An 18,781-nucleotide genomic window follows, 5' to 3' on the forward strand; every position below is an offset into this window, starting at 1 on the left:
GCAAGAAGTATCAAAAAAGAACACCCCTTAGCAAAGTGGTGTTCCAAAAAGTTATTTTTCATTATTTTTATGATGATTTTTTTCGATCAATTTTATTAACAAATCATACAATTCTTTACTAGATGAAAAAATATATTTAAATACAATAGCAAACAAACCTATTAAATTTACAAAAAATCCACCAATTAAAGTACTTTTAACACTATCAGAAAAATTATTCAATAGTACGTAAGCTGTAAAACCTGTAACAAGCAAAAAATATATTGTAAGTCCTATAGTGAACCATTTTTTAGCAATTTCTTTTTCTCTATATTCTTTCTCAACAAAATCATCTATGTGGGTTATTAAATGACTAGTTTTTATTTTCTCGGCTTCTAAAGCTTCTTCAAAAGTATCACGTTCACTATATGAAGTTTCTTCACTAACACTATTTAATTGTTCTGTTGAAGGTGCTGTAGTTTTTCGAATATTTTGTTGATAATTCCTATAAGCCTCGTCAAAACCTAACGTACTCCGCCCATCACTTTTTATGCTTTCAGATATTTCTTGTAATATCTTTTTAGCTTCTTCTTTAGATTTATCATCTACCGTCATCCAACAAAATTCTCCAAATAATGTTTTACTCTAAATCTAGCAGTAGGAGTAGATACTTTATATTTTCTCGCAACATCATTAATTAATTGATCTCCACTTTGCTTATTATCTATTGCCTCTTGAACCATAATCTTAAGCCCTGAAATAGGGATCAAAAACGAAGCAGCAAATTTATTCGCTTCTCTTTCTTTAGCATACTCTTCTTTCGTATATTTAGCTTTTCCACGATAAGCTAATGTATTCAATACATTCTTATTTTGTAATTTTAACTCAGCAGCATCATTATTTGCTCCTGGTATCCAATCATGTTCTAAAATCAAATGTCCTAATTCATGCGCCATAGTAAATCTTTGACGTACTAAAGCATTATTAGAAATACTTACTGTAATAACAGGGCATCCTTCATTTTGATCCCATCTTAAATAGCCATCTAAAGCAGGATTACTTACATACCTAACATCTATACCCTGTTGCTCTAAATAAAATTCTAAGTCTTCATAATTTATTGAATCACCAAAAACTATTTTATTAATTCTTTCAGCATATTTTTCAATGTTTTGCATGTTAATCACCCTTTTCTAAAGTAATTTTATCAAAAAAATCAAAATTATCCTATTATTCTTCAAAATATTTTTACAACACAAATAACTTTATTTTTGTGGTTTCTTCTCAAAGAATTGACCCTTGTTCACCTGATAAAACTTCTTATAACGGTCATAATAATTATGGAACATATACTTCATTAACAGCCAGCGCTTAAAATTGCGATCCTTATCATAAAAGACAGTGGTACCATAGCGACCCTCATGAATTAATTCTTCGGCAGCCTCTTTAGCTTCATTGTCATAAGCATATTCTTTAAAAATCTTAACCGGAACGCCCAGCCATAGAACATGCTTGGACTTTAATTTATTACCGTAAACCGTCGGCTTTTCCTTCAAATCATCATTAACATAATCGTCAACATACCACTTAGCCAAATTATAGCCATTCAAAGTTACATAAAAACTCGACCGGCCCTGACGCAAGTTAATTTCAAAAAACTTGTATTGGCCATCACGTTCATCGTACTTAATGTCAAAGTTAGCCATCCCAGTATAATTGAGTTTTTCCAAAAAGGCTTCAACTTGCTCGTATAATTTTTCGTTATATTCCGGCAAAATCGCCATGTAATTACCAATCGATTGCGGCGTCGGGTCTTCTAGTAAAGGATGACCCATACACATCATCTTAACGTGGTGATCCTTATCAACATAGGCATTTAACACTCGCATGTTAGAGTCATCCCCGGGAATAAAGTCCTGCAAAATCAGGTCGGCTTCGTAGCCATTACCGTAGATTTTACCAACAATATCTGTTAATTCAGCTTCATCATGAATCGTGAAAGCTTTTTTGCGCCCCTCAAAGTGAACATCAAGCCAAGAAACAGGATCTTCCGGCTTTAATTCAACTGGATAATCGAACGGCAGCTGCAAATAATTTTCAGCCTGAAAGTCAGCCTTAGTAATAATCTTGGTCTTAGGATATGGCAAGCCATATTCTTCAGCAATTTGATAGAAGCCTTCCTTAGAAATCAATTTTTCAAGCAAGTCATAATCAATATACGGAACAACAAATACGTCTTGTAGTTCGTCCTTGTGTTTAGCAAGCAGCTCTGCATAGCCATCGCCACAAGCAATCAGAATCACTGGTTCTTGATGGTCTTGATAGATTTTCATCTGCTCACGCATCACCGTCATAAAAGTTGGATCTTCGCTAAAGCCCTGATGCAACTCAACTTCGATTATTTTTGAATAACGCGTTGCTGCAAGCTGACTGTCAGCCAGCGCCTTCACCTTAATACCATAAGTTTGATTAAACGAGCGTGCCATACCATAGACATTAATATCGCTACCCAATAAAATTGGCGTAAAATCTTGATTCATTATCTTGCTCCTATTAAACTAGCTTGCCTTGTTCAATCAAGCTAGCTACTTCCGGCTGCACGTGTTGGTACTTGGCAACGGTGCCCTCATAATCAACAAAGAATAATTTGTACCAAACAAGGAAGGTATAGATTGTCCAAATTTGACGTCGATGAGAACCATCGCCATTGAAGTTTTCATCAAGTAATTGCAAAATTTTGTCTTGCTCAAAAATATCGCTGACAAAGTCTTCGCTAAACATTTCTCGTACTTGCTTATCAAAGCGTGGCTCTTGCAGCCATTCTTTAATTGGCGTTGGGAAGCCTAATTTTGGCCTTTTAGCCCATTCATCCGGCAAAACTCTTTCAGAAGCCTTACGCAGAGCATACTTGGTGTCATGCTTATTAACTAAATATTCAGTTGGAATCGCGTTTGCGCGCTCAGCAATCTTGCGGTCAAGATATGGCACCCGTAATTCCAATGAGTGTGCCATTGAAATCTTATCCGCCTTTTGCTCAATATCATTCAGCATAAAGTGGTGCAAGTCAATGTATTGCATTTGGCGAACATTATCGAGGTCCTTGACCTTCTTAAAGTCAGACTGGTAAATACTGTTAACCGTCAACTTATTGCGGTATGACGGCTTCAAAATGCTGTTGGCATCTTCGGAAGTAAAGATTGTCGGGTAATCCATATCATAAATAACGGATTGACCAACGTAAAACTCACTTGGCTCGGCTAAATTAGTGTACAGATGCACTTTCCCTGGGAAGTTTGGCATCTTCTTAATTGTGTGTGCCAACTTAACCTTGGTCTTCTTCGGCAATTTGGTTAATTGTGATGTAAAGACCTTAATAATGTTGTTATGCGTGTGCATCCCGTAATTGACATAACCAGCAAATAACTCATCGGCACCTTCACCTGATAGAGCAACTGTCACGTGCTTACGCGCCATTTTACACAAGTACCAAAGCGGAATAATTGATGGGTTCGCATCCGGCTCATCCATGTGATACTGCATTTCGGGGAAGTCATGCATTGCTTCATCCGACTTTACTTTATCGGAGAAGAACTTCCATCCCTTAATGTCAGCCAAGGCCTTTGCCTTCGATGCCTCATCATAAGTTGCATCATCAAATGAAATTGAAAAAACATCGTCGGGATCCAAAATACTGGTAATATAACTGGAATCTACACCTTCTGATAAAAAGGCACCAACTGGCACATCAGCAATTCTGTACAAGTCAACCGTTTCTTTAAGATCGTCATCAATCTTTTTAACAGTTTCTTCAAAGCTCAAATTGTTAGCCTTGTATTCGGCATCCCAATATTGATGGGTCGTCATCTTGCCGTCCTTGTATTCAAACCAGTGACCTGCTGGGAAGCGGTGAACTCCCTTAAAGAAGGTTTCCTCGAGGTCATTATATTGGTTCATTAAATATGGTTTAACTGCTTCTGTATTTAACCGCCGTTTAAAACCCGGGAAAGCAAAGAAGCTCTTCAGTTCTGAACCCATGAGCAAATGTCCGTTTTCGTCACTGTAATAGAGTGGCTTAATTCCGAAAAAGTCCCGCGCACCATACATTGTTTGAGTATTATCATCCCAGATAATGAAGGCGAACATTCCGCGCACACGCTTGAGCAAACCATCCATTCCCCATTCTTCAAAACCATGCAGTAATACTTCTGTATCAGTTTCAGTGGTGAAGGTGTGTCCAGCATCAATCAGTTCTTTTCTTAATGGTTGGAAATTGTAAATTTCCCCGTTAAAAATAATTGCTCGTGTATTATCTTCATTAAAAATTGGCTGACTACCACAGCGTAAATCAATAATTGATAATCTTCTAAAGCCCAGTGCAACCTTGTCATTAGTATACATTCCGTCAGAATCCGGACCTCTGTGTTTAATCGTTGCCATCATTTTACCAATGGCTTTTTGTTTGTCATTTATTTCTGGATCATAAAATGCGACAATTCCGCACATAGTTTATCTTCCCTTAATTAGTTTTCTTAATCTATTAAATTCTTTATTTTAACTGTTTTATTATATGCTAAAAGCCGGACGATTACCAAGATGTCCGGCTCAATTTTACTAAATATAAAAGATTCTGCGTTTAGATGCAGCACCATAACCAAATACTTGGATAGCATGGCGGTGCAAGTCAATATTTACAATATAACCAGCAAATTCAGTATGGTGGTCAATCTGGCGATTCCAATTCTTGTTGTACTTGGTCGTCAGCACGTGGTTCGGCCCCATTAAAGCCGAGCAGTTAAACAAAATATACTGAATGCCGTTGATGCGATATTGGTCTTCACGGTGGCGGTGACCACAGAAGTAGGCAATAATTCGCGCATTCTTAATATTGGTAAAGTCAAAATCATTTGCCAAGCGAAATTCTGGTGGTATTCCGCGACTAGAATGCATCTGTCCTTTTTCACATTGATTAAACGCAACAAGAAGCTCATGCAGCGAGCGACCATTGTACTTTAAAGCATTAGTCCCCTTACGGTTAATCGGATTAGCATGGCTCATCAAAATTATTTTTTTATTTGATGATTGCTCTAAAATTTCAATAATTTCTTCAATCTGGTCTTCTCTAACTGCTAGCGTTATTTTAGTATCATACTTCTTTTGCCCCTGGGCATCGAGCTCATAAGGAACATCCGAAGTATTAACGGAAATAAAGCGCAAATCATCAACATCGTAGTAGCAGACGCCATGCTGGTGCGAAATAAAATGAATGTCCTGTTGGGCATACATTTTGGGCCACATAATACTTTCAAATTCATTTTCGGGAAAAGATGCCTTTAAATCATGATGTTCATCATACTTATCGTTTTCGTCATGATTGCCCTTAATCATGATTGATGGAACTTTGTTAGATATAAAGGAATCACGCAGCCTAATCAGCTCACTCTCACTTAAAAAACCTGTGTCTGAGCCATCAATCCAATCACCCAGATGAACTTTGAGGTCAAGCATGCCAGAATCATCCAGATAAGAAAATTCATTAACATGGGTTAATCCGTTCCAACCATAAAAATCACTGCTATTGCGATCCTTATAGTGGGTATCAGAAATCACACTAACATTAACGGAATTCTTACCCTGACGCACGTGATCGTGAACTCGAGTAATAAATTCGTCAAGGTACTGTTCCGTCACATAGCGCCGCCCAGTCTTACGATTAGCAAACGCGCGATAGCGACCCAACTCTTGATTAAACTCCCGCACGTATTCCGGCGCCAATTTTTCCGTACTCTCTAAGCTGAGTGCCTGATGTAAAACGCCGTTCTCATCCTTATAAACAGTCAAGTTATACGGCTGACCTCCCGGCGTCCCCTGCTCGCCATCAACGAGATACTCGCCAACCGTCATATACTCCTGCATTGGATCAAGTTCTGTACTTTTATTCTTAAAAGCCGCCCGCTTTTTAACACCAATTAAACGATCAAATAATCCTTCTGCATGCCTAAACACATTCATGATTTTGGCCCCTAACAAAAAAAGCTGAACCAATAATAGTCCAGCTTAAAAATTATGCATTTTCTGCTAAAGCATGTGCTGCCAAGCCAATTGACAAAACCGCATCCTTTGACAATACCCCTTGTAAGTCCTTAAAGGCGATTGCTTGAACCGCACTAATTACCTTAAGACTATATGCGACAACATGATAATCAACTGTACTGTTATAAAAATTATCCTCATAAGGATCTTCATGATTATAAGTCAGATTAATTTCATCCTTATCCACAAAACCATCCACATGATTAGTTAAAATCCGATCGTGCAAGTCTGTTAGCTTCTCTGACAATTTAATCAAGGTCAGCTTATGATCACTTTCAGTCTCGTAATATTGCTCTTGCGTCATATCAAAGTAGTCTTTAAGCGGCTTGTTTAAAATATGCAAGCTATCAACTGCACGATAAACAGCATCTGCATCAAACGCTATTTCCTTATTCAAAATCTTTTCTTGGTTCGCGGCCAAGTCATCGGCCAAAGTCATTGTCTCTAACTTATCCATGGTATCCTCCTAAAGTTCAACTTATATTATACCAAAAATAGTTATTAAACTAGCCCCTTTATCACTTCTCAACGATAAATTCTTTAATTTTATTTCAAATTGGTAAATATCTATCAAGAACCAATTTTTATTAAAAAATTTATCATCGTAAGAAGCCTGCTTTTGCTCGTTTTGACAAATATAAATTCTAATTTTAGCAATCATCAGTTTATCACATTGCAATAATTTTTCGGTAGTATTCTTAACTTATTTTGACTTGGCCAAAAACAGCCTTAAAATTTCAATACTTTGGCTTCAGCTGGCAGCTTGCATTGCTCTTATTAACAGCCTACGTATTGTGCATAAATAGCGTTATTTTTCATAGCTTAAATTATACTTTATTGTATATGACTTTTCTTCGCCCTTTTTCAATTCGATTGCAGAAAAGTCTTGCGCACTGCCAGCTTTAGACAAGGTTTGCGGCTCAAGAGCAATCCCTTCATATGGTCGGCCCACACCATTAGTTCTAATTAAATTCATCTCATCTTTAGTAAATGAATTAGCCGTGAACATTACCAAGCCGTTTCTATCGGATTCAATACCCACGCTAGTGTTAGTTTCTGGGTCTACTAGCTTGGCAATCAAATTGTCATCGTCAGGCTTAACTGCAAAAATATCATCAAAACCCTTTTCAGCAGTATCACTCATCCCTGCAATTGCTTTACCTAGACTTGTTGGTTGTTGAAAATCAAACGGTGTATGTTGAACTAGAATTTGCTTACCAGTTGGAATCTTGTCCTTGTCTAACTCCTGAATTTGCGCCGCATTTACCTTCAGCACTTGCTTGGCAATTGTATCATCAGTACCTAAATTGAAGTAAACATGCTGTGTTGGGTTAAAGACAGTGTCGGCCGTGCTCGTGGCAGTATAATTGATGCCAACAACATCATCAGATGATAGAGTGTAAACAATCTTAACCTGCAACTCACCTGGGTAACCATCATCTTTTTGCAAATGACTCATTTCAATTGCATCACCTTCGGCAGTTGAAATAATTTTACCCTGCCAAATCTGACTATTAAAGCCTGTTGGCCCACCATGCAAGGTTGTTGTCCCCTCATTTTGCGGTAATTGTGTCGTCTGACCATCAAGGATAATTTGCCCATTCATAATTCGCCCAGCTGTCCGACCAATCGCCATGCAAACATAAAATGGATTGGCAAGATAGTCTTGACTGCGATAATAATTTAAAACTATATTGTGTGCGCCGTTCTTACCTGGTACCCTGATTTCATAAATTGTTGAGCCTAAAGTTAACAGTGATAATGTCACCCCGTTAGCATTTGTCAAACTCAACTCTTGAATTTTGTGACCCTGATATTCGTCAAATTCGCTAATTGTTCCATGTACGTTTTTCATTTTTGTCCTCCCAAAGTTTACTCACTGTATTCGCTTACATTAATATATTACTTTTACTACCCAATGGCAAATTAATTGTTAGTACCATAAAATCCGCGTTATTATTTCCACTATTTTTTGCGTACTTAATATTAAGCAAGTAAAATAAAATTTAAAGGAGCTATTAATATGGAAGAACATTTACGCTGTCCATGGGGCGACAGCCAAGACAATTTAATGCAGCAATATCACGACCATGAGTGGGGTAAACTTAATTTAGACGAGCAATATCTCTACGAGATGTTGATTTTGGAACTATTTCAATCTGGACTTAACTGGTCTGTTGTCTTGCACAAACGGGAAAATTTTCGACGTGCCTTTAAAAACTTTGTTCCTGAAGAAGTTGCCCAAATGACCGACGAAGACGTCGCAACTCTAATGCAAGATAAGTCCATTATTCGTAACCGCCAGAAAATCACTGCTGCCATTAAAAATGCAAAGGCAATTCTAATTGTCGAAGCAAAATATGGCAGCTTTGGCCGCTATTTACAGGAGTTTATCAAGACGCCACTAATCCACCACCCTCAAGCAATGACCGATATACCAACAACTAATGACGTTGCTAAGCAACTTGCCAAACAATTAAAAAAGAACGGCTTTTCCTTTGTTGGTCCTGTTGTAATTTATTCTTACTTACAAGGCATTGGTCTGATTAATGACCATTTAGAAACCTGTCCGTTTAAGTATCACGGGTAAAATTTTTAACTACCAATTGACATTCAAGTTACAGATACGCTTTTACTTATTTTTAATATTTTTAAAAAAAGTAATCTTATTAGGCAATAACAATTTTTCCTGTAATCACATTTAAAGTCCAGATTGGGACACCAGGAAGACTTTGTACAAGGCTGTTGTTTAGTTTCTGCCCTTGATATTTGAACAGGCCAATAGTAACGGCCACATTATAACTGGCGTTAGTGACATTATTGATAAAAATACCACCAGTCATCACGTTAAGTGAACTATCACCAGTTAACGTGCTATCTGTAATTTCGGCACTACCTGCTGTCAGCTGGGCTGTCAAAGTTTGGCGACAATTTTTAATAGCTAAATTACCAGACCGCAAATTAACATTAAAGTTTGCAAGCATAGCATTATTTGCTCTAACTGTACCTGCTGTTAAGGTCACAGCAGCATTTGGAATTATTACGTTATTAATGTCAATCGTACCTGCTTGTCCAGTAACGACAAGTTTGGTTATGTCAGACTTATCTGGAACAGTAAGGTAAATTTGAGGAGAGTAGTAAATCTTCTTTGTTTTAACCTTCTTTTCGGTAATTAGCAGATTGTCCTTGTTGTTTTGAACAGAAATTGGGTTCTTTTTCGTGTATTTAATCTTAGCCTGAAACTTTTCTCCTGTTTGGATATGCAAACTAGCTGCTTTTAGCTTGGCATTAACCTGATTAAATTGGTTAACAACATCTTTTTTAGTGTGCACTTTAGCATGGTTGCTAGCTTCAACCGGCGTTGCCTGTAATCAATTGGAGTATGAACCCACTAACGCACATCGGCATCAATCTCTTCACTCACAGATAGTAAACCGTCTTTTAACTTTTCTACGCCTTGAATATTATACAAAAAAGATCCTACCAAAGATACTATTTTCAAAGAGTTATCATTCATTCAAAATAACAAAAAAGCAGTGAATAAATATTTTTTCACTACTCTTTTAGTATCTTTTTATTAAACTAGCTTCTTGCGAATCATCCCGGAAATCCAATCAATCACAATTACCATGATAATAATTCCGAGCAAGATAATGCCGACACGGTTCCATTGCCGATATTGCAATGCAATAATTAGCGGATAACCGATACCACCGGCACCAACCAAACCAAGGATTGAAGCCGACCGAATTGAAACATCAAACCGATACAAAGTATTAGAAATCAAAGCTGGCATTAAGTTAGGCAAAGTTGAAAACATTGTAATGTTAGTTTTTGAACCACCTACAGCCGTTACAGCTTCGTTAGGACCATCATCCAAGTTCTCAATTGCTTCTGAGAACAGTTTAGCAAGCATCCCAACTGAGTGAAATCCTAACGCCAAAACACCGGCGGCAGAGCCTGGGCCAACTGCCTTAATAAACATCAAAGCCAAGACAATTTCAGGGAATGACCGAATGATTGCCAAGACAATCTTTCCAGTCCGTGAAACATACCACTTTTTATGTTTGGTGTGAGCTGCCCAAAAGGCAAATGGCAATGAAATAATTGCAGAAATAAACGTACCTAAGAAGGCAATACATACAGTTTGCCATAACTGCGATACTAGGTCTTCACCACTGCCGTTATAGATATACGACCAATCTGGGTGAAAAATCCCGTTAAAAATCGCACCGGCAATCTGACCAGCGGTTGCTTTAATACCGCCAAAATCCATTCCCGTGCATGACCAAGCAATAAGAGCAATAGTAATGATGGCTAAGCCCCAATGCAAAATTCGCTTTTGCATATCAACTGGGCGAGGAGGTAATTTTTTCATATTAGTATCCATTATTTCATCAACGCCTCCCGTGATTTAGACGAAACATAGTCGATTAAAACTACGACCACAATGATAACTAAGATAATCGTCCCCGTCTTAGCGTAGTCAAAGACTTGCAAAGTCTGTTGCAGGTAAAGGCCGATACCACCAGCACCGATATACCCCAAAACAGTTGAAGCCCGAACGTTAATTTCAAATGCATACAAGCAATAAGAAATAAAGTAAGTAATGACTTGCGGTAAAACAGCAAAAACAATGATTTGCAATTTATTGGCACCAACAGCAGTCAGAGCCTCGATTGGACCCGGATCAATTGTTTCGATTGCTTCATAAAAGAGCTTAACAACAATCCCAAAAGTACAAATAGCTAAGGCCAAGATACCAGCAACAGGACCAATTCCGACAATTGCAACAAAGATTGCCCCTAATAATAGGTCTGGCACTGTTCTGACAACATTCATAATTACCCGCAAAATACCGGTAACTGCCTTGTTCTTAACAATATTACGCGCAATTAACAGCGAATAGATGAAGGCCAAGATAGAACCAATTACCGTTCCCAAGATTGCCATCTTAATTGTTTCAAGCAATAATGGCATAATCGGTCCAAGGTATGCCCAATCTGGATGCAACATTTGCAAAAAGATGTCAGTAAATTGACTAAAGTTAGCAAATAAAGCGCCAAGATCGGTATGAGTAACATCTGTTGAAATAAATAATCCAGCAATAAAGACAATTACCCAAATCAAGTTCCAAAACTTAAACTTTTTCTTAGGTAAAGTCATGAGTGCTTCCTTATCAGTGTTACTCATCTTGCTCACCACCGTTGTAGATCTTGGTAAAGGTTGACTCTGGCGTTTCGCTCATCTTACCATCATAGATAATTTCACCAGCACGAACGCCAATAACTCGCTTGCCAAATTCTTTGGCTAATTCCACACTGTGCAGGTTAATTACAACTGTCATACCATGCTTTTCGTTTAACATCTTAAGGTCTTGCATTACCCGACGTGAAGTCTGGGGGTCAAGTGAGGCAGTTGGCTCATCAGCCAAAATAATGTCTGGATTTTGAGTCAAAACTCGCGCAATCGCTACCCGCTGCTGCTGTCCACCTGATAACTCATCAGCACGTGAATAAACCTTATCAGCTAGGTCAACTTGTTGCAAAGCCTCGTAAGCGCGTTGCTTATCTTCCTTAGTAAATAGATTAAGTGTGCTCTTCCAAGTAGAATAATAGCCCACGCGCCCTGTTAAAACATTGCGCAAAACGCTAGAACGCTTAACCAAATTAAAGCTCTGGAAAATCATCCCAATATTGCGCCGCAGAGTCCGCAGCTCTTTGCCTCTAGCCTTGGTAATTGACTCACCATTGATTAAAATATCACCATCAGTAATGTCAATCAGGCGGTTAACGGAGCGCAAAAGTGTCGACTTCCCAGCACCAGAGAGACCAACAATAACGACAAATTCGCCCTTATTGATAGTTAAATTGACATCCTTTAAACCAACAACGTCTTTGCCATAAATTTTTTTAACGTTTTTTAATTCAATAACTGGCTTAACTGAAGAATCTGCCATTATATACTTCCTTTATATATCTTACTTTTTAGTTGACTCAATAATCTTTTCATATTTACGAACGACGGCAAAGTCACTATCTTTGGCAGGAACGTAACCTTCATGAGTGTAAATACTTTCGATAATCTTCTTACCCTTCTTAGATTTACCAATATCAATAAAGGCATTAGCTAACTTTTTACGGAATGCCTTTGGCATGCTTGGAACTACAGAAATCGTGTCATTAGGAATATTTTTAGTAAAGTAAATTGGCACAACTTGGCTCATAATCTTGGGGTTGTCTTTTTGAACGATTGTCCGCGCATCTTCAAAGACAAAAGCAGCATCAGTATCATCGTTTAAAACGTTTAGGACTGCTTGGTCTTGACCAGTAACAGTAACTAACTTACAACTCTTAGGTACATCTAAGCCCTTTTCCTTTAATTCAGCAATTGGGAAAACATATCCTGCTGAAGAAGTTGGACTTTGAATTGAAATTGACTTACCCTTTAAATCTTTCCAACTCTTAATCTTTGAGTCTTTTCTAACTAAAATTTCTGCCCGGTAAAAGTTAACGAGGTTTTTAGTTGGTTTCCCGCCCGGTTGCTTAACACCATATCTTTGGGCTTGCAATAAAACATCAGCAGCACCTTGCTTGTGTGCCAAAATATAACCGTTTGGTGGCAAAAAGCCAACATCAACCTTCTTAGACTTCATGGCTTCAACAACAGTGTTGTAGTCTGTTGACATTGAAACATGAACCGGAATGCCTAAACGATCAGAAAGCATCTTTTCTAACGGCTTAGCCCGCGCTTGCAGCTTAGTTGCAGCTTGACTGGGGACAAATTGAACGTTCAAAGATTTTGGGGTGGAACTTTCTTGACTCTTACTCTTACCTGAGCAAGCAGTTGCCATCAACGCTACTAAAAAAACGGCAGCACCAGCTAGCACTTTCTTAAATTTCTTCATTATGTCCTCCTAGACATCAAAAAAGACTTAATGTAACAGCACAAACGGGAATTATATTAAGTCTTTCAATAACTTTTTTGGTTAAAAAACGAACAATACAACTATTTACGAGAAAGCAAAAAGTCTTAACTGCAAAAACACCAATGAACGCTACGCGTCGTTCATCTTTTTGCATGACCTTCACTCCCCTTTCAACCGTATTGCATTCATTCTATTAAATAATAGCAGAAATTAGTTGTTTAGAAAAGAAAATTATTTTAAAAAAACTATTTTCAACCTAAAAATTACTAGCTATTTCCTCAGTGAATGGATTATTTTTACTGCTTAGTTGACGCTACAATCTTATTATATTGCCGGATAATGTCGTAATCACTATCTTTAGCTGGGGCATACCCCTCATGATTGTAGACACTTTCGATAATCTTTTTGCCTTCCTTAGACTTGCTAATTGCAATAAATGCCTTGGATAACTTCTCTTGGAAAGACTTAGGCAAACTTGGAATAACCGAAATTGTGTCGTTAGGAATCCGCTTAGTAAAGTAAATTGGCACTACCTTACTCATAATCTGCGGTTCGTCTTTTAGCACATCATTACGTGCATCTTCAAAAACAAAGGCAGCATCAGTATCGCCGTTTAAGACATCAAGAACAGCTTGATCAGACCCAGTAACAGTAACTAATTTACATTTCTTAGTAACATCTAGTCCTTTTTGCTTTAATTCAGCTACAGGAAAGACATAGCCAGAGTCAGAAGTAGGATTTTGAACTGAAATTGATTTTTCTTTTAAATCTTTCCAATTCTTAATTGTAGAATTCTTTTTAACGACAATCTCACCGCGATAAGACTTAACTAGCTGCTTAGTCTGCTTACCATTCGGCTGCTTAATACCGTAACGTTCTGCCTGAAGTAACAAGTTAGCGGCCTTTTGTTTATGCGCCATGATATAAGCATCAGATGGTAAAAAACCAACTTGAACTTTTTTAGACTTCATGGCTTCAACTAAACCATTGTAGTCAGTTGACATTGAAACATGAACGGGAATACCTAATTGCTTAGATAACAGCTTTTCCATCGGTTTTGCGCGCGCTTCCAGTTTATTAGCAGCCACACTTGGAACAAATTGCACGTTAATTGATTTAGGTTCCTCGCTTTTACTCGTACTCTTATTTGAGCAGGCTGTTAGCCCAACTGCCAAGACCATTAATACTAAACCCATCAACACTTGCTTCAGTTTCTTCATCAGTACCTCCCAAAAATACAAAAGGGCATAGTATGACTCATTCATACTATGCCCTTGAATATTGTTAATAAAACGCAGCGATCACGGCGCCTAAATAAAATCATGATCGTTATGTAAGAATAGTAACACAAATATTCGGATTATTGCAAGAGATTAGGTAACTTTTTATTAACAAAAAAGTCAAGTGGAATTAATCCAACTTAACTTTAATTAATAACTATTTTTGCATATCTTTAACGATCTTTTCGTACTTACGGACCGTATCAAAGTCGCTATCTTTAGCGGGAACATAGCCTTCATGAGCATAAACTTTCTCAATCAAAGCGTGCCCCTTTTTTGTCTTACTAATATCAATAAAGGCATTAGCAAGTTTCTTTCTAAACTTCTTTGACATGTTTGGAACTACTGACACAGTATCGTTCGGAATTCTGGCCTTAGTAAAGTAAATCGGTACAACTTGGCTCATGATTTTAGGATAGTCCTTTAAGACCTTGTTACGCGCATCTTCAAAGACAAAAGCCGCATCTGTGTCACCATTTAACACATTCAAAACAGCTTGGTCATGACCGGTAACAGTGACTAACTTACAACTCTTAGGAACGTCCAAGCCTTTTTCCTTTAATTCGGCAATTGGATAAATGTAACCCGAAGTTGAAGTCGGTGACTGAATTGAAATTGACTTACCTTTCAAATCTTTCCAACTTTTAATCTTTGAATCCTTCTTAGCAACAATTTCCGCTCTAAATGACTTGGTCAGAGTTTTGGCCCAACGACCACCGGGTTGCTTAATATCAAAACGTTCAGATTGTAGTAAAACATCAGCTGCTCCTTGCTTATGAGCAACAACATAACCATCTGGTGGTAAAAAGCCAACATCGACCTTCTTAGACTTCATTGCCTCCATTAAGGCATTGTCACTGGTTGACACTAACACGTGAACTGGAATGCCAAGTTTGGCTGACAACAGTTTTTCCAAAGGTTTAGCTCGACCTTCCAGCTTGTTGGCTGCAATACTTGGAACAAATTCAACCGTTAATGATTTGGGCGTATAGTCTTTGCTATTAGCACCTGTACTTTTATTCGAACAAGCCGTTGCTACTACTGCAACTAGCATTACGGCTATACCCAACAACACCTGTTTTAATTTTTTCATCTTGCCCTCCACGGCTAAAACTAACTGAATATAAAAGGGCATAATGCGTCCACACCACATCATGCCCTTGTTAATATTCCTGAATAAAAGCGAACAGCCATCATATACTGTGCTCGTTATATGAAAGCATAACACAAAAAACGAGTTCCGCCAAAAAAATTTGATAATACTTTTATGAGAATATCATAAAATTAACGGCTGATTATATTGAATAAAAAAGCACCTAGAGCTTCGGGTGCCTCAATAGTAAATCACTACTTCTTCAGTGATTGTGCAATTTTATTGTATTTACGAACAATATTGTAGTCACTATCTTTAGCAGAGTGATAGCCATATTGGTCATACATCTTTTGAATTAACTTTTGACCATCTTTAGTCTTACTAATGTCCATAAAGGCCTTGGCCAACTTCTTCCGGAATGCTTGTGGAATACCTGGACGAACTGAAATCGTATCGTTAGGAATTGGTGTTGTAAAGTAAATTGGCACTACCTTTTCCTTGATATTTGGTACATCATGCAGAACCTTGTTTCTTGCATCTTCAAACACAAAGGCAGCATCAGTATCACCACTTAAAACATTTAGCACGGCGGCATCATGACCGTTAACCGTTACCAACTTACAGTCTTTAGTAACGTCTAAGCCCTTTTGCTTTAATTCTGCAACTGGGGTAATGTAGCCTAATGTCGAAGTTGGACTTTGAATCGAAATTGACTTACCCTTTAAATCTTTCCATGATTTGATGTTTGACTTTTTACGGACAACAATTTCAGCACGCAAAGTGTGAACCAGCTTCTTAGTCCAAGTACCACCTGGCTCTTTAATCCCATAACGTTCTGATTGCAAAATAACGTCGGCGGCTTTTTGTTGGTGAGCTTGAACATAAGCACCAGCTGCTAAGAAGCCAACATCAACTTTTTTAGACTTCATTGCCTCAATTTCAGCGTTATTGTCAGTTGAAGTTGTTACGTGGACAGGAATTCCCAGTCTCTTAGAAAGCATCTTTTCAAGTGGCTTACCTTCACCGCCCATTCGGCCAGAGGCATCACTAGGAACAAACTGCACATTCAGTGATTTCGGCATATTATTGCTGCTCTTAGTTTCTTTTTTATTTGAACAAGCAGTCAATGCAAACATTCCCATCACGGCCACTGCACCAACTAATACTTTTTTAAATTTCTTCATGATTACCTCCTATAAGTGTCATGAATAAAAAAGACTTAACGTTAATTACAAACGTAACTAACGCTAAGCCTCATAAGCATACTATGTAAATGAATGAATTTTCCCTGTAAAAGAGCTCCCGTAAACACAAATAACGCTAAACTAATCCGTCTTGTCATAGAATTACCTTGCATCATGTGTCGCCCTCTTTCACCTAAAATTAATTCATAAAAATAATAGCAGAAATTTAAGCAAAATAAAAGCGTAACCATTAAAAGATTATCTAACAACCCGTTATTTTTGCCTAATTGGGTTGTTGTCAATATCAGTGCGAACAATTAACACATCAGCCAGCGCATGCTGGTTAACATATTCGGTAACTGACCCCATCAACATTCTCTCAACTGCATTCAAGCCAGTTGCACCCATAATGATTAAATTATCGTGGTGATCCTTGATAAAGTCATAGGAAATAACTGCCTTCGGACTACCATAACGAATATGATAATCAATATCATCAAAGTCAAAGTTATCATGTGCCCATTGCTTCAAACTCTTTAAATATTTACCAGTGTCTTGCGTCATCTGGTAAACAGTATCGCCTGAAATTAGCGTATCCTGCATCTCACCCAAAAACTGCCTAGTGTCAATCACGTTCAAAACATCAATATGAGCATTTTCCGTCATTGCAATCTTAACTGCTTTATCAAAAGATCTTTCAGCTGATTCTGAACCATCAACTGGAACTAAAATACTGTCTTTTTTCGTACTCATGTACTCACCTTCTAGAAATATATTATTTTATTTAACACTAATTTTAACATATTTTCGATAGTAATTACTTTTTTTATAATTGTTTACGCCTTAGTTTATTGCTAAAATAGAACGTAAATGTCAAAAGATAAAGGGTGGAATTTATGACAGAAAATTTAACTAATCAATTAATCGGCGTTAAAAGCGGCCGCAACTTCCGTGAACTTGGTGGCTACAAAACTACTGATGGTAAAACCGTTAAAATGCACAAGTTATTAAGAACTGCTAACTTGGGTACTTTAGATGCAACTGACCTTAAGTTCTTACACGACTACGGCGTTAAATACATCGTTGATTTCAGAAGTCAAGCCGAAGTTGACCATGAACCTGACCGCATCCCTGAAGGTGCAGAATACGATTATGATCCTGTCTTCAGCGAGGACTTAACCAATGCTTCTAGAAGTATTGAAGACGTCATGAAGCAGGGGCAAAAGAATCCTCATGCAGGCTTTGAACACATGTTGTTTGCTTATGACGACATGATTACCAGTAAAGCTGCTCAAAAAGCTTACCGCCACTTCTTTGACTTATTATTAGCAAACGATGAAGACGGCAAGAGCTTGATCTTCCACTGTACTGCCGGTAAAGACAGAACTGGGGTTGGTGCACTGCTTATCTTAACTGTTCTTGGTGTTCCGCTTGACACTATCAAAAAGGATTATTTATTAACTAATATTGCAACTGCCGACTTCGTTAAAGGCTTTTTAGAAAAAGCTAAGGAAGATGGCGCCGACGATGCAACATTAAATATTTTAAAAGACTTCCAAACCGTTCACGTAGAGTACATTGAACATGTCTTGACAACTATTAATGAAAAATACGGTAGCGTGAATAACTACTTACGTGATATTATGAAATTAACTGATGCGGAAATCAGTAAGTTACGTAAAATTTACTTAAAATAATAGTTAAAGGAGACCTTTTATGACTAAAACAAAGACCGTTTACTTTGGTGCAGGCTGGTTTAACGAAAAGCAAAACAACGCTTATCAGGCAGCAATGAAAGCCTTAGCTGCCAACCCAACCATTGACCTTGAAAACAGTTATGTTCCATTGGACCACCAATACAAAGGCATCAATGTTGAAGAACATCCAGAATATCTGCATGATCGCGAATGGGCAACTGCAACTTATCATGGTGACTTAATTGGTATTAAAGCCAGTGACGTCATGATAGGTGTTTACTTGCCAGAAGAAGAAGACGTTGGCTTGGGAATGGAACTGGGCTACGCTTTGAGTCAAGGCAAATATATTTTATTGGTTATTCCTGATGAAGATTATGGTAAGCCAATCAACTTAATGAGCTGGGGTGTTTGCGACAACGCCATTAAGCTCAGCGAACTAGAAGATTACGACTTTAATAAACCACGCTTCAACTTTTATGACGGTGCTGTTTACTAAAACGCATATTACTAACAAAGGATTCTCGACTGAG

Annotated in this window: 20 protein-coding genes; 3 read left to right on the forward strand and 17 right to left on the reverse strand. The window is 37.8% G+C overall.

Annotated elements, in window-relative coordinates:
• Positions 1 to 51: 51 nt before the first annotated feature.
• The 8 genes from PT287_RS02050 to PT287_RS02085 all read right to left on the reverse strand — a co-directional run bounded on the left by PT287_RS02050 (position 52) and on the right by PT287_RS02085 (position 7,924).
• Positions 52 to 594 (reverse strand): hypothetical protein, encoded by a 543-nt coding sequence (locus PT287_RS02050; RefSeq protein ID WP_277132185.1) that lies wholly within the window; start codon positions 592 to 594, stop codon positions 52 to 54.
• On the reverse strand, positions 591 to 1,157 hold the full coding sequence (locus tag PT287_RS02055) for an ImmA/IrrE family metallo-endopeptidase (RefSeq protein WP_277132186.1): 567 nt from the start codon (positions 1,155 to 1,157) through the stop codon (positions 591 to 593). Before PT287_RS02055 ends, PT287_RS02050 begins: the two co-directional genes overlap by 4 nt.
• Positions 1,158 to 1,244: 87 nt before the next feature.
• Positions 1,245 to 2,519: a carboxylate--amine ligase gene (locus PT287_RS02060; protein ID WP_277132188.1), complete on the reverse strand. Its 1,275-nt coding sequence runs from the start codon at positions 2,517 to 2,519 to the stop codon at positions 1,245 to 1,247.
• Positions 2,520 to 2,532: 13 nt separating this feature from the next.
• Complete coding sequence (gene asnB / locus PT287_RS02065) at positions 2,533 to 4,482, reverse strand: asparagine synthase (glutamine-hydrolyzing) (protein ID WP_277132190.1); 1,950 nt, start codon at positions 4,480 to 4,482, stop codon at positions 2,533 to 2,535.
• A gap of 108 nt (positions 4,483 to 4,590) precedes the next feature.
• Positions 4,591 to 5,988: a metallophosphoesterase gene (locus PT287_RS02070; protein ID WP_277132192.1), complete on the reverse strand. Its 1,398-nt coding sequence runs from the start codon at positions 5,986 to 5,988 to the stop codon at positions 4,591 to 4,593.
• A gap of 52 nt (positions 5,989 to 6,040) precedes the next feature.
• Complete coding sequence (locus PT287_RS02075; protein ID WP_277132194.1) at positions 6,041 to 6,526, reverse strand: hypothetical protein; 486 nt, start codon at positions 6,524 to 6,526, stop codon at positions 6,041 to 6,043.
• A gap of 21 nt (positions 6,527 to 6,547) precedes the next feature.
• Positions 6,548 to 6,730 carry a hypothetical protein gene (locus PT287_RS02080; RefSeq protein WP_277132196.1) on the reverse strand — a complete coding sequence of 61 codons (183 nt, stop codon included), beginning with the start codon at positions 6,728 to 6,730 and terminating at the stop codon, positions 6,548 to 6,550.
• A 147-nt stretch (positions 6,731 to 6,877) separates the two neighbouring features.
• Positions 6,878 to 7,924: an aldose epimerase family protein gene (locus PT287_RS02085; RefSeq protein ID WP_277132198.1), complete on the reverse strand. Its 1,047-nt coding sequence runs from the start codon at positions 7,922 to 7,924 to the stop codon at positions 6,878 to 6,880.
• A gap of 168 nt (positions 7,925 to 8,092) precedes the next feature.
• Between PT287_RS02085 and PT287_RS02090 the strand changes: the two genes are divergently transcribed.
• The gene (locus tag PT287_RS02090) at positions 8,093 to 8,659 is read left to right on the forward strand and encodes a DNA-3-methyladenine glycosylase I (RefSeq protein WP_277132200.1); all 567 of its coding nucleotides are present in this window, start codon (positions 8,093 to 8,095) and stop codon (positions 8,657 to 8,659) included.
• A gap of 79 nt (positions 8,660 to 8,738) precedes the next feature.
• Here the strand turns inward: PT287_RS02090 and PT287_RS02095 are convergent, their stop codons facing one another.
• The 9 genes from PT287_RS02095 to PT287_RS02135 form a co-directional block, all read right to left on the reverse strand.
• Positions 8,739 to 9,401: a DUF4097 family beta strand repeat-containing protein gene (locus tag PT287_RS02095; RefSeq protein WP_277132202.1), complete on the reverse strand. Its 663-nt coding sequence runs from the start codon at positions 9,399 to 9,401 to the stop codon at positions 8,739 to 8,741.
• Positions 9,402 to 9,646: 245 nt separating this feature from the next.
• Positions 9,647 to 10,459, reverse strand: a complete 813-nt coding sequence (phnE, locus tag PT287_RS02100; RefSeq protein WP_277132203.1) for a phosphonate ABC transporter, permease protein PhnE — start codon at positions 10,457 to 10,459, stop codon at positions 9,647 to 9,649.
• Positions 10,459 to 11,262, reverse strand: coding sequence for a phosphonate ABC transporter, permease protein PhnE (gene phnE / locus PT287_RS02105; protein ID WP_277132205.1), 804 nt, complete (start codon positions 11,260 to 11,262; stop codon positions 10,459 to 10,461). Before phnE (PT287_RS02105) ends, phnE (PT287_RS02100) begins: the two co-directional genes overlap by 1 nt.
• Positions 11,255 to 12,028: a phosphonate ABC transporter ATP-binding protein gene (gene phnC, locus PT287_RS02110; protein WP_277132206.1), complete on the reverse strand. Its 774-nt coding sequence runs from the start codon at positions 12,026 to 12,028 to the stop codon at positions 11,255 to 11,257. Before phnC ends, phnE (PT287_RS02105) begins: the two co-directional genes overlap by 8 nt.
• 21 nt (positions 12,029 to 12,049) lie before the next feature.
• Entirely contained in the window at positions 12,050 to 12,976 is a 927-nt protein-coding gene (locus tag PT287_RS02115) for a phosphate/phosphite/phosphonate ABC transporter substrate-binding protein (RefSeq protein ID WP_277132207.1), read from the reverse strand.
• Positions 12,977 to 13,293: 317 nt separating this feature from the next.
• On the reverse strand, positions 13,294 to 14,217 hold the full coding sequence (locus PT287_RS02120) for a phosphate/phosphite/phosphonate ABC transporter substrate-binding protein (protein ID WP_277132208.1): 924 nt from the start codon (positions 14,215 to 14,217) through the stop codon (positions 13,294 to 13,296).
• 217 nt (positions 14,218 to 14,434) lie between these two features.
• Positions 14,435 to 15,370, reverse strand: a complete 936-nt coding sequence (locus PT287_RS02125; RefSeq protein ID WP_277132210.1) for a phosphate/phosphite/phosphonate ABC transporter substrate-binding protein — start codon at positions 15,368 to 15,370, stop codon at positions 14,435 to 14,437.
• A gap of 254 nt (positions 15,371 to 15,624) precedes the next feature.
• Positions 15,625 to 16,554 (reverse strand): phosphate/phosphite/phosphonate ABC transporter substrate-binding protein, encoded by a 930-nt coding sequence (locus tag PT287_RS02130; RefSeq protein ID WP_277132212.1) that lies wholly within the window; start codon positions 16,552 to 16,554, stop codon positions 15,625 to 15,627.
• 273 nt (positions 16,555 to 16,827) lie between these two features.
• Positions 16,828 to 17,307, reverse strand: a complete 480-nt coding sequence (locus tag PT287_RS02135; RefSeq protein ID WP_277132214.1) for a universal stress protein — start codon at positions 17,305 to 17,307, stop codon at positions 16,828 to 16,830.
• A 143-nt stretch (positions 17,308 to 17,450) separates the two neighbouring features.
• Between PT287_RS02135 and PT287_RS02140 the strand changes: the two genes are divergently transcribed.
• Together PT287_RS02140 and PT287_RS02145 are read left to right on the forward strand one after the other, a co-directional pair.
• A complete protein-coding gene (locus tag PT287_RS02140) occupies positions 17,451 to 18,251 on the forward strand; it encodes a tyrosine-protein phosphatase (RefSeq protein ID WP_277132216.1) in 801 nt (266 codons plus the stop codon).
• Positions 18,252 to 18,270: 19 nt separating this feature from the next.
• Entirely contained in the window at positions 18,271 to 18,747 is a 477-nt protein-coding gene (locus PT287_RS02145; RefSeq protein WP_277132217.1) for a nucleoside 2-deoxyribosyltransferase, read from the forward strand.
• Positions 18,748 to 18,781: the final 34 nt, after the last annotated feature.

Source organism: Lactobacillus sp. ESL0679 (assembly GCF_029433515.1).
GTDB lineage: Bacteria > Bacillota > Bacilli > Lactobacillales > Lactobacillaceae > Lactobacillus.

Bases quoted from the DNA above. Each gene is read 5' to 3' on its own strand.
- PT287_RS02050 (WP_277132185.1), bottom strand. From the start codon at position 594: ATGACGGTAGATGATAAATCTAAAGAAGAAGCTAAAAAGATATTACAA.
- PT287_RS02055 (WP_277132186.1), bottom strand. From the start codon at position 1,157: ATGCAAAACATTGAAAAATATGCTGAAAGAATTAATAAAATAGTTTTT.
- PT287_RS02060 (WP_277132188.1), bottom strand. From the start codon at position 2,519: ATGAATCAAGATTTTACGCCAATTTTATTGGGTAGCGATATTAATGTC.
- asnB (WP_277132190.1), bottom strand. From the start codon at position 4,482: ATGTGCGGAATTGTCGCATTTTATGATCCAGAAATAAATGACAAACAA.
- PT287_RS02070 (WP_277132192.1), bottom strand. From the start codon at position 5,988: ATGAATGTGTTTAGGCATGCAGAAGGATTATTTGATCGTTTAATTGGT.
- PT287_RS02075 (WP_277132194.1), bottom strand. From the start codon at position 6,526: ATGGATAAGTTAGAGACAATGACTTTGGCCGATGACTTGGCCGCGAAC.
- PT287_RS02080 (WP_277132196.1), bottom strand. From the start codon at position 6,730: ATGATTGCTAAAATTAGAATTTATATTTGTCAAAACGAGCAAAAGCAG.
- PT287_RS02085 (WP_277132198.1), bottom strand. From the start codon at position 7,924: ATGAAAAACGTACATGGAACAATTAGCGAATTTGACGAATATCAGGGT.
- PT287_RS02090 (WP_277132200.1), top strand. From the start codon at position 8,093: ATGGAAGAACATTTACGCTGTCCATGGGGCGACAGCCAAGACAATTTA.
- phnE (WP_277132203.1), bottom strand. From the start codon at position 10,459: ATGGATACTAATATGAAAAAATTACCTCCTCGCCCAGTTGATATGCAA.
- phnE (WP_277132205.1), bottom strand. From the start codon at position 11,262: ATGAGTAACACTGATAAGGAAGCACTCATGACTTTACCTAAGAAAAAG.
- phnC (WP_277132206.1), bottom strand. From the start codon at position 12,028: ATGGCAGATTCTTCAGTTAAGCCAGTTATTGAATTAAAAAACGTTAAA.
- PT287_RS02115 (WP_277132207.1), bottom strand. From the start codon at position 12,976: ATGAAGAAATTTAAGAAAGTGCTAGCTGGTGCTGCCGTTTTTTTAGTA.
- PT287_RS02120 (WP_277132208.1), bottom strand. From the start codon at position 14,217: ATGAAGAAACTGAAGCAAGTGTTGATGGGTTTAGTATTAATGGTCTTG.
- PT287_RS02125 (WP_277132210.1), bottom strand. From the start codon at position 15,370: ATGAAAAAATTAAAACAGGTGTTGTTGGGTATAGCCGTAATGCTAGTT.
- PT287_RS02130 (WP_277132212.1), bottom strand. From the start codon at position 16,554: ATGAAGAAATTTAAAAAAGTATTAGTTGGTGCAGTGGCCGTGATGGGA.
- PT287_RS02135 (WP_277132214.1), bottom strand. From the start codon at position 17,307: ATGAGTACGAAAAAAGACAGTATTTTAGTTCCAGTTGATGGTTCAGAA.
- PT287_RS02140 (WP_277132216.1), top strand. From the start codon at position 17,451: ATGACAGAAAATTTAACTAATCAATTAATCGGCGTTAAAAGCGGCCGC.
- PT287_RS02145 (WP_277132217.1), top strand. From the start codon at position 18,271: ATGACTAAAACAAAGACCGTTTACTTTGGTGCAGGCTGGTTTAACGAA.